The organism is Skermanella sp. TT6 (assembly GCF_016653635.2).
In the GTDB taxonomy this organism is placed as follows: domain Bacteria; phylum Pseudomonadota; class Alphaproteobacteria; order Azospirillales; family Azospirillaceae; genus Skermanella; species Skermanella cutis.
Map to the genome: position 1 here is coordinate 5,204,121 of NZ_CP067420.1, position 15,795 is coordinate 5,219,915.

At 68.9% G+C, this 15,795-nt stretch carries 15 protein-coding genes; 10 read left to right on the forward strand and 5 right to left on the reverse strand.

The window, feature by feature from the left end; all coding sequences use genetic code 11:
- Positions 1–60 precede the first annotated feature (60 nt).
- The gene (locus IGS68_RS24300) at positions 61–900 is read left to right on the forward strand and encodes an RbsD/FucU family protein (RefSeq protein ID WP_247881057.1); all 840 of its coding nucleotides are present in this window, start codon (positions 61–63) and stop codon (positions 898–900) included.
- Between the two features lie 52 nt (positions 901–952).
- Entirely contained in the window at positions 953–1,429 is a 477-nt protein-coding gene (locus IGS68_RS24305; RefSeq protein ID WP_201074876.1) for a hypothetical protein, read from the forward strand.
- A 373-nt stretch (positions 1,430–1,802) separates the two neighbouring features.
- On the opposite strand, the gene pyrB is transcribed toward IGS68_RS24305, so the two are convergent.
- On the reverse strand, positions 1,803–2,678 hold the full coding sequence (gene pyrB, locus IGS68_RS24310; RefSeq protein ID WP_201074878.1) for an aspartate carbamoyltransferase: 876 nt from the start codon (positions 2,676–2,678) through the stop codon (positions 1,803–1,805).
- A 184-nt stretch (positions 2,679–2,862) separates the two neighbouring features.
- Between pyrB and IGS68_RS24315 the strand changes: the two genes are divergently transcribed.
- The 3 genes from IGS68_RS24315 (at position 2,863) to IGS68_RS24325 (ending at position 5,095) form a co-directional block, all read left to right on the forward strand.
- Positions 2,863–4,020 carry a L,D-transpeptidase family protein gene (locus IGS68_RS24315; RefSeq protein ID WP_201074880.1) on the forward strand — a complete coding sequence of 386 codons (1,158 nt, stop codon included), beginning with the start codon at positions 2,863–2,865 and terminating at the stop codon, positions 4,018–4,020.
- Between the two features lie 69 nt (positions 4,021–4,089).
- Positions 4,090–4,878: an SDR family oxidoreductase gene (locus IGS68_RS24320; protein WP_201074882.1), complete on the forward strand. Its 789-nt coding sequence runs from the start codon at positions 4,090–4,092 to the stop codon at positions 4,876–4,878.
- A 52-nt stretch (positions 4,879–4,930) separates the two neighbouring features.
- A complete protein-coding gene (locus IGS68_RS24325) occupies positions 4,931–5,095 on the forward strand; it encodes a hypothetical protein (protein ID WP_201074884.1) in 165 nt (54 codons plus the stop codon).
- A gap of 23 nt (positions 5,096–5,118) precedes the next feature.
- Here the strand turns inward: IGS68_RS24325 and IGS68_RS24330 are convergent, their stop codons facing one another.
- Together IGS68_RS24330 and IGS68_RS24335 are read right to left on the reverse strand one after the other, a co-directional pair.
- Positions 5,119–5,625 carry a hypothetical protein gene (locus IGS68_RS24330; protein ID WP_201074886.1) on the reverse strand — a complete coding sequence of 169 codons (507 nt, stop codon included), beginning with the start codon at positions 5,623–5,625 and terminating at the stop codon, positions 5,119–5,121.
- A 2-nt stretch (positions 5,626–5,627) separates the two neighbouring features.
- A complete protein-coding gene (locus IGS68_RS24335; protein WP_201074888.1) occupies positions 5,628–6,560 on the reverse strand; it encodes a hypothetical protein in 933 nt (310 codons plus the stop codon).
- A 266-nt stretch (positions 6,561–6,826) separates the two neighbouring features.
- Here IGS68_RS24335 and katE point away from each other — a divergent pair, with 266 nt between their 5' ends.
- The 4 genes from katE to IGS68_RS24355 are packed head-to-tail and all read left to right on the forward strand — an operon-like array spanning position 6,827 to position 11,408.
- Positions 6,827–8,947 (forward strand): catalase, encoded by a 2,121-nt coding sequence (gene katE, locus IGS68_RS24340; protein ID WP_201074890.1) that lies wholly within the window; start codon positions 6,827–6,829, stop codon positions 8,945–8,947.
- 5 nt (positions 8,948–8,952) lie between these two features.
- Positions 8,953–10,068 carry an alpha/beta hydrolase gene (locus IGS68_RS24345; RefSeq protein ID WP_201074893.1) on the forward strand — a complete coding sequence of 372 codons (1,116 nt, stop codon included), beginning with the start codon at positions 8,953–8,955 and terminating at the stop codon, positions 10,066–10,068.
- A gap of 31 nt (positions 10,069–10,099) precedes the next feature.
- Positions 10,100–11,122 (forward strand): alpha/beta fold hydrolase, encoded by a 1,023-nt coding sequence (locus tag IGS68_RS24350; RefSeq protein ID WP_201074900.1) that lies wholly within the window; start codon positions 10,100–10,102, stop codon positions 11,120–11,122.
- Between the two features lie 10 nt (positions 11,123–11,132).
- A complete protein-coding gene (locus IGS68_RS24355; protein WP_201074902.1) occupies positions 11,133–11,408 on the forward strand; it encodes a GNAT family N-acetyltransferase in 276 nt (91 codons plus the stop codon).
- A gap of 27 nt (positions 11,409–11,435) precedes the next feature.
- On the opposite strand, the gene IGS68_RS24360 is transcribed toward IGS68_RS24355, so the two are convergent.
- Together IGS68_RS24360 and IGS68_RS24365 are read right to left on the reverse strand one after the other, a co-directional pair.
- The gene (locus IGS68_RS24360) at positions 11,436–12,563 is read right to left on the reverse strand and encodes a type III PLP-dependent enzyme (protein ID WP_201074904.1); all 1,128 of its coding nucleotides are present in this window, start codon (positions 12,561–12,563) and stop codon (positions 11,436–11,438) included.
- 412 nt (positions 12,564–12,975) lie between these two features.
- Entirely contained in the window at positions 12,976–14,145 is a 1,170-nt protein-coding gene (locus IGS68_RS24365) for a pyridoxal phosphate-dependent aminotransferase (RefSeq protein WP_201074910.1), read from the reverse strand.
- A 168-nt stretch (positions 14,146–14,313) separates the two neighbouring features.
- On the opposite strand from IGS68_RS24365, the gene mtnK reads away from it, so the two are divergent.
- Entirely contained in the window at positions 14,314–15,621 is a 1,308-nt protein-coding gene (gene mtnK / locus IGS68_RS24370; RefSeq protein WP_247881058.1) for an S-methyl-5-thioribose kinase, read from the forward strand.
- Positions 15,622–15,795 lie beyond the last annotated feature (174 nt).

Here is a 15,795-nt window from a genome sequence, read left to right on the forward strand (position 1 = left end):
GCCCTGGCGGAGGCGGAGGACAAGGACGACGGCACCCTGCCCGCCGATCCCGACCCGCCCATGCCGCCGGCCGCCATAGCCCCGGTCGAGCCCATGCGCAACCTGAAGGAGGCGCGCCAGCGGCACGCCGCCGCGGTCGAGCGGAACTCCCGGTGCCTCAAGCTGATCCTCGGCCGCCACAAGGACGACAAGGACCTCAAGGCCCGGATCGAGTCGTCCGACGATGCCCACCTCTTCTTCGACGCCGACACCGGCCCCGGCCGTGCAACCTCCGCCCCGTTCCGGCGGTTAACTGTCATGCGGCCATCAAGACCGGCCGCGCCCATCTTGCCGGAGACCGGAGCGACCATGCTGAAGGGCCTCGACCCGCTGCTCCACGCCGACCTGCTCTATGTCCTGGCCGCCATGGGCCATGGCGACGAACTGGCCCTGGTCGACAGGAACTTCCCCGCCGTGTCGCTGGGCGCGCGGGTGATCCGGCTGGACGGGGCGGATGCGCCGCGGGCGCTGGAGGCGATCCTGTCGGTCATGCCGCTGGACGACATGCTGGACACTCCCTACACCCGCATGGTCGACCTGTCGATCGGCGAGGCCGAGGAGTCGGAGATCTGCCGCCAGTTCGTGGACGTCGTCGAGCGTTTCGAGGGCCCGCGCTGGACCATCGGCCAGATCGACCGCTTCGGTTTCTATGACCGGGCGCGGGCCGCCTTCGCCGTCGTGGTCACCGGCGAGACCCGGGTGAACGGCTGCCTGCTGCTGGCCAAGGGCATCGTCCGACCGGCCCAGCCGGTCCCCGACCGGACCTCCTCCGGGTCCGGGGAATCCGGCGCACGGTCATATTCCCGCCCCGATCTTCAGGGGGAATCATCTTCGCGGGAGCGCCCGGTTCCTGTATCCTGAACCGGTTCTGCTGTGCCGACGCGGGTAGTTCTGGGGGGTGGGAGACACTGCCATGGTGGTGGGGCGCCGTTATCTGATCCGGCAGGCGACGGGCGACCTGGTCGAGCTGTCCCGCCGGGATTTCGACCGTGCGGACGACCGGATCGCCCCGATCGCCGGGCTGGCCGGCCGGTGCGTCGAGATGGTGTCGGTGGTGGTGGTCGAGTCGCCCCACCTGACGCCGGTGGTGTCCGATGTCGCCTTCACCAAGGTCTATTTCGACGACGACGGGTTCATCGACGTCTCCAAGCGCGACCTGATGATCCGGCTGATGGTCGAAAGCTGCGCCGACCAGCGATCCCAGGTGGCGCCGCCGCTCGATCAGAAATCTCTGGTGGTGTTCGCCCACCGGGCGCGCGGCCGGCTCGACCGCGAGTTCCGCTGGAGGCCCGACCCGGCCATCGTGACCGAGGTGCTGAACCGGTTCGACCTGCCGGTGTCCGACGGCCTCGGCCAGCGCCTCCTCGCGATGAGCCGCACGCTCCATTAGAGCTGTGCCCGATCAGGTCGATCCGCCCGAGACAGCCAATCCGATGCGTTGCGCCATGGGCGCAACCTAAGATCGTCGGCCCGCATCACCGCCGCCCTTCATCGAGCCGTAGGTTGCGCCCATGGCGCAACACAGTGCGGCGAGTGGACCGGAGCGGTTCAACCTGATCGGGCACAGCTCCAGCGGTGCTGCACAGTGGTTTTGGTCGATTCACCGTAGGTCGGCCTCGGTCGAAGGCCGACGCCGACAGCGTGGCCGGAGCCTTGACGCAGAGTGTCGGCGTTCGCCCTGACGGGCGAAGGCGGACCTACCGCACTCCGCTCCACGGGACTTTTCAGAACCACTGTGCCGGGCCACCAGCGCCGGGCGGGCTTCAGCCCAGCAGGTACATCAGAAGCGCCATTCGGACGAACAGGCCGTTCTGCATCTGGCGGAAATAGGCCGCGCGCGGGTCGGCGTCGAGCGACAGCGGGATCTCGTTGACGCGCGGCAGCGGGTGCATCACCGACATGGTCGGCTTGGCCCGCGCCATGTGGTCCTCGGTCAGGGCGTAGTGATAGTCGCCGGTCGACTCGAACCGCTCCTTCTGGACGCGGGTCACGTAGAGCACGTCGGTCCCGGCCAGCACCTCGTCCAGTTCGACGACTTCGCGGTCGGCCGGGCGGACCAGGTCGGGCGGCATGCGCAGTTCGGGCGGCGAGACATAGTTGACCGTCACGTCGTACAGGCGCAGCAGGCGCGACAGGCTGTGGACGGTGCGGCCATGCTTAAGGTCGCCCATCATGGTCACGCTCAGCCCATCGATCCGGCCCTGTTCGGCCAGGATGGTGAACAGGTCGAGCAGCGCCTGGGTCGGGTGCTCGCCCACGCCGTCGCCGGCATTGACGATCGGCACCGGCGACACGGCGGCGGCCCGGGCGGCGGCTCCCTTCTCGGGGTGGCGCAGCACGATGATGTCGGTGTAGCAGGCCAGGGTCCGGATCGTGTCCTCCAGGATCTCGCCCTTGGACACGCTGGAGAAGGTCACGTCGTTGATCGGCAGGACGCGCCCGCCCAGCCGGCTCATGGCGGCGAAGAAGCTGGACGAGGTCCGGGTCGAGGCCTCGTAGAACAGGTTCGCCAGCAGCTTGCCCCGCAGGTGGCTGATGCTGTGCCCCTTGGCCTTGCTGATCCAGTTGGCGTGGTAGAACAGCTCTTCGATCAGCGCCTTGTCGAACTGGTCGACGGACAGGACGTGGTTAAGCTTCATCGGAGGACTCCACAGGACGCGCGCGGCACCTATTGCAGCATATCCGGCCGGGATACAACCCGGTTGTGATCCCCGAACGAGGGGTGGGCCTCCCCTCCGAAGGCGTGACATGGATCACGCCGTTGCCATGGCCGGTACGCCATACTGCGCTACATTCCCTGATGTGCTTGATCCGAGTTTCGCCATGATTCCCCGCATCGCCGTCCTTCCCGCCCTGGTGGCGCTTCTGCTGGCGGCGGCCCTGTCGGCCGCGGCGCCCCCGCCCGTGCGGGCCGGCGGGTTCGACCAGGGCATGGCGCGCTGGGTGGCCGCACTCGAAACGCGCCTGGTCGCGCTGGAGGAGGAGTTGCCCGGCGCGCCGCCCGCCACGCGGATCGTCGGCGGGCCGGTGCTGAAGCCGGGCATGGTCGATACCCGGGTATTCGACCTGACCCGCAGGCTGGTCGAGCTGGGCTACCTGGAGCCCGGGTCGGAGCGGGACGCCCTGGACGAGCTGGTGACTGCCGCGGTCGTGAGTTTCCAGGCCGAGCGCGGGCTCAACCCCGACGGCAAGGTCGGCGGCGCGACCCTGGCCGCCCTCAACCTGACCCCGGCGGAGGAGGTCGCCTCGATCCGCGAGACCCTGTCGCGGATCGCCGAGTTCGCCGCCTCCGCGCCCGCCACGCTGGTGCTGGTCAACCTGCCGGCGCAGGACCTGACGCTGGTGCGCGACGGGGAGACCGTCCTGACCATGGACACGGTGGTGGGAAGCCCGTCCCGGCCGACGCCGCTGCTGACCGACACCATCACCCATGTGGTGGTCAACCCGACCTGGACCGTGCCGCCGACCGTGCTGAAGCAGGACAAGCTGCCCAGCCTGCGCCGGACCGGCCGTCCCGGCATCGACCACGCGACCGTCTGGCTCGACGGCGAGCCGGTCGATCCCGCCGCGGTGGACTGGACCGGCGTGTCGCCCCGGCGGGTCCGGATCGTCCAGTCGGCGGGCGACCACAACGCGCTGGGCCGCTTCCGATTCAACCTGACCAACGGCGACCACATCTATCTGCACGGCACCAACGCGCCGCGCGTCTTCGGCCGGGACCGGCGGGCGGTCAGCTCCGGCTGCGTGCGTCTGGCCGACCCGGAGGCGCTGGCCGACGACCTGCTGCGGTCCGCCGGCTTCACGCCGGAGCGGATCGCCTCCCTGGTGGGCACGGGCGAGACCCGCTGGCTGCGGCTGGCCGAGCCGATGCCGGTCCGGTTCGTCTATTGGCCGGCCGTGCTGCGCAACGACCGCGTCGTCGTCCTGCCGGACATCTACGGCATCGTTCCGCCCCCGGAACTGGTCGCGGCGGCGAACTGACATTGCGCGCTTGCCTCTTCCGGTCAGCCGGCTAACGTTGCGTCCGACATCGTAACGGGAGGAAAACAAATGGACCTCGGGCTTTCGGGCAAGCGCGCCCTGGTGCTGGGATCGAGCAAGGGCCTGGGCCACGGCATCGCCGAGATGCTGGCCGCCGAAGGCGCCCACGTGACCCTGGTCGGCCGCAACGAGGAACGGCTGGCCCAGGCGGCCGGGACGATCACCGCCCGGGGCGCCGGCACCGCCCGCTTCGTCGCGGTGGACATGAACGGTCCCGGCGCGGTCGACCGGCTCATGGAAGGGGTGGAGGGCGGCCCCGGCGCCATCGACATCCTGGTCAACAATTCGGGCGGGCCGCCGCCGGGCAACATCTCAGCGGTGGGCGCCTCGGACTGGACAAGACATTTCGAGAGCATGGTGGTGACCCTGATCGAGACCGCCGGCCGGGTGCTGCCCGGCATGCGGGAGCGCAAGTGGGGCCGCATCCTGACCATCGCCTCGTCGGGCGTGGTCCAGCCGATCCCCAACCTGGGCATCTCCAACACGCTCCGGGTCTCGCTGGTGAACTGGGGCAAGACGCTGTCGCTGGAGGTGGCCCCCGACGGCGTGACGGTGAACACCATCCTGCCCGGCCGCATCCATACCGAGCGGGTAGACCAGCTCGACCAGTCGGCATCGGACAAGCAGGGCAAGGACATCGAGGCCATCAGGTCGGCGGCGAGGGCCCAGATCCCGGTCGGCCGCTACGGCACGGTGGAGGAGTTCGCCTCGGTCGCGACCTTCCTGGTCAGCGCCCGGGCGAGCTACGTGACCGGCTCGGTCACCCTGGTCGATGGCGGACTGGTCAAATCCTGGTGACGATTCGCCGGCTTCCGCTGTTGTCCATGGCGTAACCGACAGGAGAACGACCATGGCAACGGAACCGATGGCACCCGGCGACGACGCTCCTCCCGGCACTCCCGGCACCGGCGAGAACATCTGCCCGGACTGCAAGGGCAGCGGCCGGCTCAATGGCAAGTCGTGCCCGACCTGCTCGGGCACGGGGAAGATCATCGAAGGGGTTGGCGGCGCCTGACCCGGGGCGCCTGACCCGAAACCCTAGGGGGCCGAGGCGGCGACCATGGCGGTGCGGAGCTGCCGGTCCATCCGCCGGCCCAGCGCCTCGGTCATGCGGTTGAACTGGCCCCAGGTCAGCCTGCCCGACGCCAGGGCCGCGTAGAGTTGCTCCTGCTCATGCCAGGTGGTCAGGATCGCCCGGCCGGCCGCCTGGTCGCGCGGGTTCAGGATCGCCTCGGTCCTGGGGGTGCAGGCGGCGACGGCCGAGAGATAGCTGCGGGCCAGCTCCTGCTCCTCCGGCGTCGGCTTGGCCGTGTCGCCCAGATTGGCCGGTGACATTTCGCCCAGCGGCGGGCTCTTGGCCCGCAGCGGCGCGAAATCGGGCCGGCCTTCGACCTCGGCGACGCAGGCGGCCGATGTACCGACCTCCATCGCCAGGGGGGAGGTGGACTGGGTGGTGCCGCAGCCGGCCAGAAGCGCCGCCAGGGGGAGGAGTGCCAGGAAACGGGAACCGATGATGCCCATGATGCCGCTCGTCAGATGGTCCAAGCCTACTTGCCCTTCATGGGATGGCAATACTGGCCCGTCGCCTTCAGGCCGGTACAGAATTCCGACACGTCGGTCAGCTGGGTGAACCCGTCCGTCATCAAGCGCACGAAGGTTCCCTGCCCCGGGATCTCGGCCTTGACCATGATCGGGGCCCGGTTGATCAGCAGGTCGCGATGCGATTTCTTCAGCGTCTTCCATCCCGCCATGGCGTGCTCCTGGTCCCGATAGGAGGCGAGATGGGCCAGGTATCCGCTCCCGGACGGCGCCTCCGTCCGGGGCTCCGCCGCCGGCTCGGCGGTCCGGTCGATCACGGCGGCCCGGGCGACCGGCACGGCTGACGGCACCGCGTCGGGCGCCGAGGCGACCGCCGGGGGCGGGGCCGCCTCGGGCGGCGGAGGCGGGGCCGCCTCGGGCTCCGGAGGCGGTGGGACCGGCTCCGGAGCCTGGGCGACCATGACCGGCGCGGGGGCGGACTGGGCCGTGACGGGGCCGGTGATGTATCCCATGGCCCGGTCGTCGCTGGTCAGCCAGGCGCCGGTCCAGGGATTGACCGTCATGTCGGCGGTGATCTGCATGTACCCGCGGGAGAAACCGCCGTCGGACGCGGAAGCCGTCGCGACCGATGCCGGCGGGGGCGGCGGGGTCGGCGGCGCGGTCAGCGGCATCACCGAGGCGGTGGCGGCCGCCGGGACCTCGGCCCTCGGCATCGTGTCGGGCCCGGGCGCCGCGACGGGAGCCGGAACCGGGGCCGCGACCGGGTGCTCGGGCATGGGCGGGACCTCCAGCTTCGCGACCCGTTCCGCCTTGGGCGGGTTGGCGGCGCGGCCGGCACCGCCGGTCCCCATGCCGCCACCGCCGCCGACCTGCACGTAATAGCCCGTCGCCGCCGTGGCGCCGAGCATGCCATAGGCGACAGCGATGAATTTGAAGCTCAAGACGCCTCTCCCCTCGAATGGGATACCGGGAGCCGCAGCGGCACGCCGCAGTCCGATGATACTTTCGATGGGGTTAAGGATTCCTGAGTGTCGCGTTCTTGTCCCGCCAGGGTCGGCGGCGCGCTTTTCCTGGAAACATTCCAAGCCTGCCCGGGTTTCTGCCTTGTGATCCCTTCAGTGCGGCTCCCACGGCCCGGGCATCGGACGCCCGAGGGCGGGCAGGCGCCCCGACCCTATCAAGACCCAGAAGACAGGAAGCAACCACGATGCCGGACAACAGGCTTACCAGCAGCCGCGAGACCGCGCGCTTCGCCGACCAGGAAGTGATCCGGGGCGAGGGCGGCGAAACCCATCAGGTGGCCGGCGGCGACGTGCCCGTCCTGACCACCCAGCAGGGCGTTCCCGTAGCCGACGACCAGAACTCGCTCAAGGTGGGATATCGCGGCCCGACGGCGCTGGAGGACTTCCACTTCCGGGAAAAGATCTTCCACTTCGACCACGAACGCATTCCCGAGCGCGTCGTCCATGCCCGCGGCTTCGGCGCCCACGGCTATTTCGAGACCTACGAGCCGCTGTCCGACCTCACCCGCGCCGACCTGTTCCAGCGCGCCGGCGAGAAGACCCCGGTCTTCGTCCGCTTCTCCACCGTCGCGGGCAACAAGGGCTCGGCCGACCTGGCGCGCGACGTGCGGGGCTTCGCCGTCAAGTTCTACACCCAGGAGGGCAACTGGGATCTGGTCGGCAACAACATCCCGGTGTTCTTCATCCAGGACGCCATCAAGTTCCCCGACCTGATCCACGCCGCCAAGCAGGAACCCGACCGCGGCTTCCCCCAGGCGCAGACCGCGCACGACAATTTCTGGGATTTCATCTCGCTGTCGCCTGAGGCGGCGCACATGGCGCTGTGGATCATGTCCGACCGGACCATCCCGCGCTCGTTCCGCTTCATGGAAGGCTTCGGCGTCCACACCTTCCGGCTGGTCAACGCCGAGGGTAAATCAACCTTCGTCAAGTTCCACTGGAAGCCCAAGCTGGGCATGCAGTCGGTGGTCTGGAACGAGGCGCTGAAGATCAACGGCGCCGACCCCGACTTCCACCGCCGCGACCTGTGGAACGCGATCCAGGCCGGCGACTTCCCCGAATGGGAACTGGGCCTCCAGGTCTTCGACCAGGACTTCGCCGAGAAATTCGACTTCGACGTTCTGGATGCCACCAAGATCATCCCGGAGGAGATCCTGCCGGTCCGCCGCATCGGGCGCCTCGTGCTCGACCGCTGCGTCGACAATTTCTTCGCCGAGACCGAGCAGGTCGCGTTCTGCACCCAGAACATCGTGCCGGGCATCGATTTCACCAACGACCCGCTGCTCCAGGGCCGCAACTTCTCCTACCTGGATACTCAGCTGAAGCGGCTGGGCGGCCCCAACTTCACCTACCTGCCGATCAACGCGCCCAAGCGGCCGGTCCACCATTTCCAGCAGGACGGGCACATGGCGATGGTCAATCCCAAGGGCCGCGCCAACTACGAGCCGAATTCCTGGGGCGGCGCGGCCGGCGGCCCGCGCGAGGCGCCGGACATCGGCTTCAGGTCCTTCCCGGCGGAGGAGCAGGGCGCCAAGCTGCGGATCCGCGCCGAAAGCTTCGCAGACCATTACAGCCAGGCCCGGCAGTTCTATCTGAGCCAGACCCCGGTCGAGCAGACCCACATCGCCGATGCCTTCACCTTCGAGTTGAGCAAGGTCAAGACCCCGGCGATCCGCGCCCGCATGGTCTCGCACCTGATGAACGTGGACAAGGGACTGGCGGACAAGGTCGCGACCGGCCTGCGGCTGGAGGAGATGCCCAAGCCGGCCGACGCCGCCCGGCCGACCCGGGACCTGCCGCCGTCCCCGGCGCTCAGCATCCTGCTCAACGGTCCGGAAAGCTTCAAGGGCCGCAAGGTCGGCGTGCTGGTCAGCGACGGCGTGGACATCGGCCTGGTCAAGGCGCTGAAGGAGGCGATCACCGCCGAGGGCGCCATGCTCGAGTTCGTCGCCCCCAGGGTGGGCGGCGTCAAGGCCAGCGACGGCACCTTCATCGAAGGTGACGAGAAGATCAACGGCGCGCCTTCCGTGGTCTATGACGCGGTCGCGGTGCTGCTGTCGGACGACGGCGCCAAGCTGCTGTCGAAGGAAGCGACCGCCCGCGACTTCGTGACCGACGCCTTCGCCCACGCGAAGTTCATCGCCTACAACAAGGAATCGATGCCGCTGCTGGAAAAGGCCTGCGTCGCCGCCGACATGGACGGCGGCTTCACCGAGCTGAAGGGTCCATCGGACGCCAAGAACTTCGTCCAGTCCTGCCGCAAGCTGCGCTTCTGGGAGCGCGAGCCCAAGGTGAAGCAGGTCTGAACCCCATGAACAGCAAGCCGATCAGCCCGCTGCTGCTGGGCGCCGTCCTGGCGCTGGGCGCCTGCCAGCAGCTCTCCAACGCTGGCACCGCCCTGTCGAACGACCCCGCCGCCGCGGCCCGGGGTGCCCCGACCCTGGCTGCGGCCGACGCCGACATGCGCTCCGTGCTGCTGGCCTTCCAGGCGCTGGGGCCGAAGCCGATAGAGACCCTGTCGGCCGAGGAGGCGCGGCTTCAGCCGACCATGGCCGACGCGGTCGCGAAGGTCCTGGAGGACGACGGCCGGAGCGCCGCCCCGGAGACCGTGGCGTCCGTGCGTGACGTGTCCATTCCGGGACCGGGCGGCGCCCGGCCGGCCCGCATCTATGTTCCCGGCTCCGCCCGGAGCCCGCTGCCCGTCATCGTCTACTATCATGGTGGCGGCTGGGTGATCGCCGACCTGGACACCTACGACGCCTCCGCCCGGGCGCTCGCCAACCAGGCCGGCGCGATCGTCGTCTCGGCCGGGTACCGCCAAGCGCCGGACTCCAAGTTCCCGACCGCCCACGAGGATGCCCTGGCGGCCTTTCGCTGGACCCAGGTGAACGCGCGCCAGTTCGGCGGCGATCCGGACCGCATCGCCGTCGCGGGCGAGAGCGCCGGCGGCAACATGGCGATCGGCGTGTCCCGCATGGCCCGGGAACAGGGCATCAACCCGCCGGTCCATCAGGTCCTGATCTATCCGGTCGCGGGCAACGACATGGAGACGGAGTCGTACCGGGAGCAGGCGGACGCGAAGCCGCTGAACAAAGCCATGATGGGCTGGTTCTTCGACAAGTACCTGCGCAGTCCGCGCGACGGCAACAACCCGCTGATCAATGTCGTCGACGCGCCGGACCTCGCCGGGCTGCCGCCGACCACCATCGTGACGGCGGAACTCGACCCGCTGCGGTCGGAGGGCGAGTTGCTGGCCCGGCGGCTGCGCAATGCCGGGGTCGAGGTGGCGTCCAACAGCTACGAGGGCGTCACCCACGAGTTCTTCGGCGCGGCGCCGGTCGTGGAAAAGGCGAAGGAGGCCCAGGCCTACGTCGCCGGCCGGTTGCGCGAGGCGTTCGTCGGGGGCTCGGCCGGGTCGGGCTCCTGAGGTTGCACGGTGATCGGGGAGAGGTGAGACGATGAAGCGGACCGTACTGACGGCACTGGCCTTGGGCATGATCCTGACCGGGGAGCCGCTGGCGCCGGCACGGTCCGCCTCGGCCGATCCGATGCTGGCGGACTTCGACTATCCCCACGAGGTGAAGCGGTTCGAGTTCACGTCGCAGGGCCAGCCCCTGTCCATGGCCTACATGGACATCCCGCCGGCCGATGCCGGGAACGGCGCGACCGTCGTGCTGCTGCACGGCAAGAATTTCTGCGGCGCCACCTGGGAGAGCGTGATCAAGCCGCTCGCCCTGGCGGGGTATCGGGTGATCGTCCCCGACCAAGTGGGGTTCTGCAAGTCGGCCAAGCCGCGGGCCTACCAGTACGGCCTGCACCAGCTGGCCGCCAACACCCGTGCCCTGCTGGACCAGGCCGGCGTCCGCCGGCCCATCGTCATGGGCCATTCCATGGGCGGCATGCTGGCCATGCGCTATGCCCTGATGTACCCGGACCGGACATCCGGGCTGGTCCTGGTCAATCCGATCGGGCTGGAGGACTGGAAGGCGGAGGGCGTTCCGGTCGCCACCGTGGACCAGCTCTACCAGTCGGAACTGAGGACCGACTACGACAGCATCAAGGAATACCAGCGGACCACCTACTATTCGGGCGACTGGAAGCCCGAATACGACCGCTGGGTCGAGATGCTGGCCGGCATGTACCAGGGCGACGGCCGCGACCTGATCGCCTGGAACCAGGCGTTGACCTCCGACATGGTGTTCATGCAGCCGGTGGTCCACGAGCTTCAGAACATCCGGGTACCGACCCTGTTGATGATCGGCGAGCGGGACACCACCGCGATCGGCAAGAACCGCGCCGAGCCCGACGTCGGCGCCCGCCTGGGCCGCTATGCCGAGCTGGGCCGCCGGACCGCGGAGCGTATCCGCGACGCCCGGCTGGTCGCCTTCCCGGAGCTCGGCCACTCGCCGCAGGTCCAGGCGCCGGAGGAGTTCAACGCCGCCCTGCTGGAGAACCTGGAGCAGGTCAGCGCGGTGGAATGAGGGGGACGATATGACGGAACAGGTGACCGATAACCCGGCCCGGAGCCGGTACGAGCTGGACGTGGACGGAAAGACGGTCTTCGCCAATTACCGCCGGGTCGGCTCCACCCTCCAGATCCCCTATGTGGAAGCGCCCCCGTCCCTGCGGGGAACGGGGGCGGCCGGGAGGCTGATGCGCGGCGTCATGGAGACCGCGCGGAGCGAGGGGATGAAGGTCGTTCCGATCTGCAGCTACGCCGCGGCGTGGATCCGGCGCCACCCGGAGTTCCACGACCTGCTGGCGTAACGAGACAACCTTCAGATGTAGTGACCTTTAGATGTAGTATTGCGACAGCGGCGCGAAGCCGTTGAAATTGACCGAGGCGTAGGTGGTCGTGTAGGCGCCGGCCGCGTGGATCCGGATCCGGTCGCCGATCGCCAGGTCGAGCGGGAGCTGGTAGTCGGCCTTCTCGTACAGCACGTCGGCGCTGTCGCAGGTCGGGCCGGCCAGGATCACCGAATCGGTGGCGCCGGACCGGGTCGTGACGATCGGATACTGGATCGCCTCGTCCATCGTCTCGGCCAGGCCGCCGAACTTGCCGATGTCCAGATAGACCCAGCGGCGGTTGTCGTTGGCCGACTTGGTCGAGATCAGGACGACCTCGCTCTCGATCACGCCGGCATTGCCGACCATGCTGCGGCCCGGCTCCACGATGGTCTCGGGGATGCGGTTGCCGAAATGGCGTCGGAGCGAGTCCAGGATGGCGTTGCCGTAGGCTTCCGACTCGGGCACGTCGCTGCGGTAGCGGGTCGCGAAACCGCCGCCGAGATTGACCATGCTGAGCGTGATGCCGAGCGCCTCCAGGTCATGGAACATCTCGGCCACCGTGCGCAGCGCGGTGTCCCACTGGGTCGGGTCCTTCTGCTGGCTGCCGACGTGGAACGACACGCCGTAGGGCACCAGCCCCTTGCCGGCGGCGGCGATCAGCAGGGTGCGCGCCATGGCGGGATCGCAGCCGAACTTGCGCGACAGCGGCCATTCGGCACCCTCGCCCGAGGTCAGGATGCGGCAGAACACCCGGCTGCCGGGAGCGGCTTCGGCGATCTTGTCCAGCTCGCCGATGCTGTCGAAGGCGAACAGCCGGACGCCCAGCTCGTAGGCCTTGGCGATGTCGCGCTGCTTCTTGATCGTGTTGCCGTAGGAGATCCGCTCCGCCGTGGCGCCGGCGGCCAGCACCATCTCGATCTCGGGGACGCTCGCGGTGTCGAAGGACGAGCCGCGCTCGACCAGCAGCGACAGGATCTCCGGCGCCGGGTTGGCCTTGACCGCGTAATAGATCTTCGCGTCGGGCAGTGCGGCGGTCAGAGACCTGAAATTCTCGTCCACGATATCGAGGTCAACCACCAGGCACGGAGTTGCAGGCTGCTGCTCCGCGAAAAAACGAGCAATCTTCTCGTTCATCTCAGTCTCCCGAGAACCAGAAAGGAGTGATGTGATGGGTGTGTGGAGTACGGTCAGGCCGCCGTCGGCGCCGATGCGCAGACTGAACCCTCAGGCCCGTTGGGGCCTGCACACAATCGACCGAGATGCGTGAGATGCGGCGGATGGGCTTTCGGCCCACCGACAACAACATGAAACATCGTATCCTCCAAGACGCCGCCTTGCTTAAGGGACGGTCGGGGGTTACACGTTCGTCGTTGCATAACCCCACTTGGAAGAACCGTGGGGGCCAGGGGCACGTGCTAGCGCGGAGCGATCTGATACACTGAAACCACTCCGCGCAAAAGGGTAAAATCGGCCTTCGGGGAAAAAAATTCCAGGGCGAAGCATCTCCGCGCCGGCGCTGGTGTTTCACGGCGCCCGCACCGGGTTTTCAGGCCGGGGCCGCGTGCTCCGCGATGCGCCGGGCCGCCTCCTCGATCCTGCCGTCGGGAGCGGCCAGCGAGATCCGCAGATGCCCGGCGGCGCTGGGGCCGAAGCCGTCGCACGGCAGGACCGCCACCCCTTGCCCCTCCAGCAGGCCGTAGGCGAACTCGTCCGAGGTGCGGCCGGTGCCCCGCACGTCCAGCAGGACGAACATGCCGCCCTCGGGCCGGGATGCGCGGAGGCCGGGGACGTTTTCCAACAGGGAAACCATGATGCCGGCCCGGCGCCGGTAGGCCTCGGCCATCTCGCCCACCTCCGGGCAGTCCGCCGTGAGCGCCGCCAGCGCGCCGTCCTGGATGAAGGGCGGCCCGCCATAGAGCATGCACAGCACCAGCCGGGACAGGTGGCCGGCCAGCTCCGCCGGGCCGATGATCCAGCCGAACCGGAAGCCCGGCACCGCGTGCGACTTGGACAGGCTGGACACCACGACGGTGCGCTCCGCCATGCCCGGGAGGCTGCGCGGGCTGACATGGGGTCCCGCATAGGCCAGGTCGGCATAGACCTCGTCCGACAGCAGCCACAGGTCGTGGCGCCGGCAGAACTCGGCGGCGGCCTCGACCTCGGCGCGGGTCATCACGGCGCCGGTCGGGTTGTGCGGGCTGTTGAGCCAGAGCACCCGGGTGCGCGGCGTCACGGCGCGCTCCAGGTCGTCGGGATCGAGATGGAATCCCCGCTCCGGACGCAGGGCCACGTTGACGATCGACGCGCCCGCGGCGCCGGCGACCGCCCCGTAGGTCGCGTACATCGGCTCCGGCGCGATCACCTCGTCGCCCGGGCCGGCAAGGCACTGCATCGCGCAATAGAGGCCGGCCTGGGCGCCGGGCACGACGACCACGTCGTCCGCCGGGGTCGGCACGCCGGTGCGCTCGGCGTGGCGGGCGGCGATCGCGGCGCGGACCTCCGGATAGCCCGCCATCGGCGAGTAGGTCGTCCGGCCCGCCCTCAGCGACTCGACCGCCGCCTCGATCACGCGGGCCGGCGGGGGCATGTCGGGGTCGCCGACGGTCAGCATGATGACGTCCCGCCCCTGCCGGGCCAGCTCGCGGGCGCGCCAGTGGATGCTCCAGGCGTCCGAGCCCTTGCCGGAGATCCGATCGACCAGGGGAGAGAACCGCATCGCCAAGGTTCCTTCACGGCGGGAGGTTGAAAGCACGGGGGAAGCAATAGCCGAACCGGGGGATTTCTCAATCGCTCATGGCGCGAAGCCGGGTTGCGGTTGCCAAGCTTGACCGGACGCGGGAAACTCCTCCCCGAAAAGAAGAAAAGCCGGACAGGAGAAGGCCCCGTGACGCTGGACCCCGACACCCCGAGGAATCGCCCCCTGGAAACCCCGCCCGGATACCGCGCCCTGGATGAGTCCAGCCTGCCCGGATACCTGGCGGGGATCGACGCCGTCATCGCCCGCCTGGGCGGCGGACCCGCGGACTGGCAGGTCCGCGAGGTCGGCGACGGCAACCTGAACCTGGTGTTCATCGTCACCGGCCCGGCCGGCGGGGTCGCGGTCAAGCAGGCCCTGCCCTATGTGCGGCTGGTCGGCGAGAGCTGGCCGCTGCCGCTGAGCCGCGCCTTCTTCGAGCACGAGGCGCTGACGGCGCAGCGGGCGGCGGCCCCGGCCCAGACGCCCGGACTGTTCCATTACGATCACGGAATGGCCCTGACCGTGATGGAGCTGCTGCGGCCGCACGTCATCATGCGGAAGGGTCTGGCGGCCGGCGTCCGCTACCCTCGGTTCGCCGGCGACATAGCTTGTTTCATGGCCCATACGCTGTTCGGCACCTCCGACCTGGCGCTGCCCGCCGCCGAGAAGAAGCGGCGGATGGCGGTGTTCTGCGGCAATACGGCCCTGTGCCGGATCACCGAGGACCTGATCTTCACCGACCCCTACCGGGTCGCCGAGCTGAACCGCTGGACCTCCCCCCAGCTCGACGGGATCGCCGCCGAGTTCCGCGCCGATACGGCCGCCAAGGCCGCCGTTTCGGAGCTGAAAGGAAAGTTCCTGACCTGTGCCGAGGCGATGATCCACGGCGACCTGCACACCGGGTCGATCATGGTGACCGAGTCGGATACCCGGGTGATCGATCCGGAGTTCGCCTTCTACGGCCCCATGGGATTCGACGTCGGGGCGGTGATCGGCAACCTGCTGCTGGCCTTCTTCGCCCAGGCCGGCCACGAGACCGACTCCGACCGGCGCGACGGTTACCGGACCTGGATCCTCGACCAGGTGCGGGAGGTCTGGACCCGGTTCGAGGCGACTTTCCTGGAGCTGTGGCGGAAGCACCCGACCGGCGACCTCTATCCCGCCGGCCTCTTCGCCGATGCCGCGGGGCAGGCGGAGCTGGAGCGGATCCGGGCCGCCTACATGGCGCGGCTGTTCTCCGATTCGGTAGGGTTCGCCGCCGCCAAGATGATCCGGCGCATCCTGGGCCTCGCCCATGTCGAGGAGCTGGAGACGATCGCCGATCCGGACCTGCGCGCGGCCTGCGAAACCGGGGCGCTTCGGCTGGCACGGGACATGCTGGTCAACCGGGGCAGCTATCCCACGATCGGCGACGTCACCGCCGCGGCGCCCGAGTTTTTAGAGAAAAGGAATTAATCCACTTGCGAAACAATCTGTTGCCGTACCGTAACTGCCTCATGCGCAAAGGATTTTCGCCAAGACCCGGTTCCGGGGAGCCAAGTCGTTGTCACGACACCTAAATTTCGCCACTTTCCACCCCTATATCAGGCCTATGCGGAGGGTCCCTACAGCGCGGTCACCAAGACCGAC